Genomic DNA, 257 nt, shown 5'->3' with positions numbered 1-257 from the left:
CTCGGAGAGGCGCTCGTCGTCGTGCCCGACGATCTCGCGCCGGTACTCGCTGAAGTCGAGGCGCATCTGAGCGAGACGACGGTCCGCGCGCTGGCGCTGCAGACGACCGCGGGTTTGCGGCGCGGCACGAGAGTCGAGGCACCTGGGGGCGCCATCGAAGCGCCGGTCGGAGAGGCCGTGCTCGGCAGGCTGATCGACGTGACGGGCAGGGCGTGCGACGGCGGGAAGGCACTTCCGTCGCAAATCGAACGGCGGCC

The 257-nt window shown here is 71.6% G+C and carries 1 pseudogene; it reads left to right on the top strand.

The features are described 5' to 3' along the window. A pseudogene (locus SB753_RS38940) lies at positions 1-257 on the top strand (F0F1 ATP synthase subunit beta); the annotation flags it as partial.

Origin of the sequence: Paraburkholderia sp. SIMBA_053 (assembly GCF_046534895.1) — a bacterium.
GTDB classification, from domain to species: Bacteria; Pseudomonadota; Gammaproteobacteria; order Burkholderiales; family Burkholderiaceae; genus Paraburkholderia; species Paraburkholderia caledonica.
Note: the sequence above shows the minus strand (reverse complement) of the source record. Positions and strands in the feature narration are given on the sequence as shown.